Below are 3,927 nucleotides of genomic sequence, written 5' to 3'. Positions count from 1 at the left end.
CGTGCTCGCGAGCAGCAGCGACAGCATGATCATGACCGCGGCCGCGACGCCGCCGACCTTCAGGATGGCGAGGCGCTCGGCGGTGACCATCTGGTCGATGTCGTCGCCTTGCGTCGAGAGCATCAAGGCGCCGCGGATGGCGCGCGAGCGCAGCACGGGGACCGCGACCGAGACGATCACCTCGCCGCGCGCATTGACCCGCACCATCGAGCGTTTCTGGCCCTGGAGTGCGTCGCCGACCTCCGCATAGCCGTTGCCGTTCTCGGGGCCGAGCTCGCGGTAGAGCGGCAGGTCGCCGCGATTGAGCCAAGTGCGCACCGCGACCATGCCGCGCTCGACGATGCCGGGCTTTTCGGCCGGCGGCGGCAGATTGTAACGCAGCACGTTTTCGAGATTGCGGCTGTCGACCAGCAGGCTGCCGTTCGGGTCGTAGATGCGGGCGCGCGTCTTGGTCGGCGAGATCAGCGTGCGCAGCACCGGCGCCACGCGCTCCGGATTGATCGGGAAGTCCAGCGGCGAATATTCGTCCGGGCCGCCATAGGTCTCGCCCGGCTTGAGGTCGAGCAGCCGATCGGGGTCGATGGTGATGGCGTTGGTCTGCACCGTGGCGGAGGCCGCGATCGCGCCGGCAATGATCTCGGCCTGTACCAACAGGCTCTGCGCCCGTGCGTCGATCAGGCCGGCGCGGAACTGCGACAGGTACAGGATGCTCGCGACCAGCGCGACGAGGCCGGCGAGGTTAAGCGAGACGATGCGGCGGGTCAGGCTGGAGAAGGACAGCGCGAAGAAGAATTGCCCGGCGCGCTTCAGCCAGTTCAGCGGCCGAAAGCCCTGCGGCTTGTCTTCGGCAAATTGCTCCGGAACGCCGTCGGACGTGACGTCCCCAGCGCTCTGGTTTGGATCAGGCTGCGTTCGGTCCAGCAATGCTTACGCCCGCGTTAGGACGGCTCATCGAGAAGGCCCCCGCATTCTAGAGCATGATCCGGAAAAGTGTGCAGCGGTTTTCCGAACGGATCATGCTCAAGAAACAAACCAAAGCGCGATGACGATTCCCATCTCATCGCGCTTTGGAGCGATCCCGGCCCCGATGGAATCAGAACCGGTGATGCTGCGTGAGCCTCAGGCTTCCTTGAAGCGGTAGCCGACGCCGTAGAGCGTCTCGATCATCTCGAACTCGTTGTCGACCACCTTGAACTTCTTGCGCAGCCGCTTGATGTGGCTGTCGATGGTGCGGTCGTCGACATAGACTTGGTCGTCATAGGCGGCGTCCATCAGCGCGTTGCGGCTCTTCACCACGCCGGGCCGGGTCGCCAGCGCCTGCAGGATCAGGAATTCGGTGACGGTCAGCGTCACCGGCTCGTTCTTCCAGGTGCAGGTATGCCGTTCCGGATCCATGCGCAGAAGGCCGCGGTCGAGCGCCTTGGCGTCGTTCTCCTTCGGCGCGACGGTCGGGTCCTTCGGCGCCGAGCGGCGCAGCACTGCCTTGACGCGCTCGACCAAAAGGCGCTGCGAGAACGGTTTGCGGATGAAATCGTCGGCACCCATCTTGAGGCCGAACAGTTCGTCGATCTCTTCGTCCTTGGAGGTCAGGAAGATCACCGGCAGGTCGGACTTCTGCCTGAGACGGCGGAGCGTCTCCATGCCGTCCATGCGCGGCATCTTGATGTCGAGGATGGCGAGATCGGGCTGGGTGGTGCGGAAACCGTCAAGCGCGGAGGCGCCGTCGGTGTAAGTCATGATTCGGTAGCCTTCGGCTTCCAGCGCGATCGAGACGGATGTGAGAATGTTGCGGTCGTCGTCGACCAAAGCGATTGTGGGCATGAGCCTCTGCTTTCTGCTTTCCGTTTGGGTCGTGGCTTGAAACGGCGAGCAATCCACTGATGCGCCGCATACATGGGTGCCGAAGTCGGCATTCGAACCTTGTCACCGAGCAATGCAAGCTGGGCTGAAGTGTGACCAAGTTCCACGAAACACGGCAGATTCGCCGCATGTCGACCCATAACCAGGCCCCCGTTTACCCGAAAAAAGGCCTCCCTTGCAACCACCTGAGCCGAGAAAGCCGATGCAACCGACCCCTGATTTCGTTCCCGGAAAGCTGGCCAGTTCCCTGCTGCGCCGATCGCGGCAGGGGGCGCTGGCAACTCTCATGGCCGGCAGCGGCGATCCCTATTGTTCCCTGGTCAATCTGGCCAGCCATCCCGACGGCTCACCGATCCTGCTGATCTCGGGCCTTGCCGTGCATACCCGTAATATCGTTGCCGATAGCAGGGTCTCGCTGATGCTGGACGAGCGGGCGGCCGGCGATCCGCTGGAAGGCGCCCGGATCATGCTGTCCGGCCGGGCGGAACAGGCAGATGCCGAGAAGGATCTGCTCCAGCGACGGTATCTCAATGCGCATCCGTCGGCGGAAGGCTTTGTTTCCTTTAAGGATTTCTCGTTTTTCCGGATCCGTCCCACGGGAACCCATCTGGTCGCCGGCTTCGGCCGGATCGTCGACCTCACGCCCGCGCAGTTCCTCACGGATCTCACCGGCGCCGAGGACCTCTTGGCAGCGGAGGAGGGGGCTGTCGCGCATATGAATGCCGACCATCGCGAGGCCTTGGGCCTCTATGCGACCAAGCTGCTGGGCGCGGCCGAAGGCGATTGGCGCTGCACCGGCTGCGATCCGGAAGGTCTCGACATGCAGGACGGCCAGACCGCGCTGCGGCTGGATTTCCCGGAGCGGGTGACGGACGGCACGTCGCTGCGCAAGATGCTGGTTCGTCTCGCTGGCGAAGCGCGCATGAAGGTGGACCAGAACGCAACAATTTGAACGCCGCGACCCATCGCTGCGACCCAAGACGGTAGATCCTGAGGCTCGCAGCGAGAGGGTTCATGACGCGTCGTCGTTTGGCATTGGCTGCGGGTCTGGTGCTCGCGATCAATGCGTCGTTTGCCGTGCCCGGTTTTGCTCAGAAGGGTGATCTGTCGGCGCAGAGCGCGCGCATCACCGCGCTCCGGAGCGCCGGCAAATATTCGGAGGCGCTGCCGCTGGCGCAGGCCATGGTGGCCTCGCTCGAGAAGACCAGCAACAACCGCGACCTCGCCGCCGCGCTCAATAATCTCGCGCAGATCTACGCCGACCAGGGCCACGACGATCAGGCCGAGCCGCTCTACAAGCGCGCCATCGCGCTGATGGAGAAGGGGACCGGTCAGGGCAGCGTCGAGATCGCGCCGCTCCTCAACAATCTTGCCGCGCTCTATCAGCGGCAGAGCCGCTTCACCGAGGCCGAGCCGCTGTTCAAGCGCGCGCTTGCCGTTCGCGAGCAGGCGCTGTCGCGCGAGCATCCCGATGTCGGCCAGTCTCTCAACAATCTCGCCACGCATTATGTGAAGCAGGAGCATTTTGCTGACGCCGAGCCGCTGTTCCAGCGTGCGCTGGCGATCTATCAGAAGGCCGCCGGGCCCGAGCATCCCGCGGTCGCCACCGTCCTGAACAACATCGGCCAGGTCGATCGCGACCTCAACCGCGATGTGGACGCCGAGGCGCCGATCAAGCGCTCGCTCGCCATCCGCGAAAAGGTGCTGGGACCGGATCATCCCGACGTGGCGCGCTCGCTGAACAATCTCGCCGGGCTCTACGAGCACCAGCAGCGCTATGCCGAGGCCGAACCGCTCTATCGCCGCGCCCTGTCGATCCGTGAGCGCGCGCTCGGACCCGATCATCCCGATGTCGCGACCTCGACCAGCAATCTCGCCCATTTCCTTCAGGTGTCGGGCCGCACCGCCGACGCGTTGCCGTTCACGCAGACAACGCTTGCCGGCAATCGCGCGCAGCTGCGTGTCGTGCTGCCGGTTCTGTTCGCTGCGCGGCAGCAGGCGCTGCTGGCGAGCGACAAGGCGCTCGATGACGCGCTCGGCGCGATTCAGCGCGGCACGCAATCTTCC

4 protein-coding genes are annotated in these 3,927 nt (G+C 64.6%); 2 read left to right on the top strand and 2 right to left on the bottom strand.

Annotation, left to right across the window (positions count from 1 at the left end; translation table 11 throughout):
• Both MOV74_RS33200 and MOV74_RS33195 read right to left on the bottom strand, forming a co-directional pair.
• On the bottom strand, positions 1-924 hold a 924-nt coding region (locus tag MOV74_RS33200), incomplete at its 3' end, for a stimulus-sensing domain-containing protein (RefSeq protein WP_246931215.1).
• Between the two features lie 195 nt (positions 925-1,119).
• On the bottom strand, positions 1,120-1,821 hold the full coding sequence (locus tag MOV74_RS33195; RefSeq protein ID WP_008542552.1) for a response regulator transcription factor: 702 nt from the start codon (positions 1,819-1,821) through the stop codon (positions 1,120-1,122).
• 241 nt (positions 1,822-2,062) lie between these two features.
• Here MOV74_RS33195 and MOV74_RS33190 point away from each other — a divergent pair, with 241 nt between their 5' ends.
• Positions 2,063-2,812, top strand: a complete 750-nt coding sequence (locus MOV74_RS33190; protein ID WP_246931214.1) for a HugZ family protein — start codon at positions 2,063-2,065, stop codon at positions 2,810-2,812.
• Between the two features lie 62 nt (positions 2,813-2,874).
• Positions 2,875-3,927 (top strand): tetratricopeptide repeat protein (locus MOV74_RS33185; RefSeq protein WP_246931213.1); only part of this gene is annotated, 1,053 nt, incomplete at its 3' end.

The organism is Bradyrhizobium sp. SHOUNA76 (assembly GCF_023006445.1).
Taxonomy (GTDB): Bacteria; Pseudomonadota; Alphaproteobacteria; order Rhizobiales; family Xanthobacteraceae; genus Bradyrhizobium.
The sequence above is the reverse complement of the archived record's forward strand: the minus strand, read 5'-3'. Positions and strand labels throughout refer to the sequence as shown.

Bases quoted from the DNA above. Each gene is read 5' to 3' on its own strand.
- MOV74_RS33195 (WP_008542552.1), bottom strand. From the start codon at position 1,821: ATGCCCACAATCGCTTTGGTCGACGACGACCGCAACATTCTCACATCC.
- MOV74_RS33190 (WP_246931214.1), top strand. From the start codon at position 2,063: ATGCAACCGACCCCTGATTTCGTTCCCGGAAAGCTGGCCAGTTCCCTG.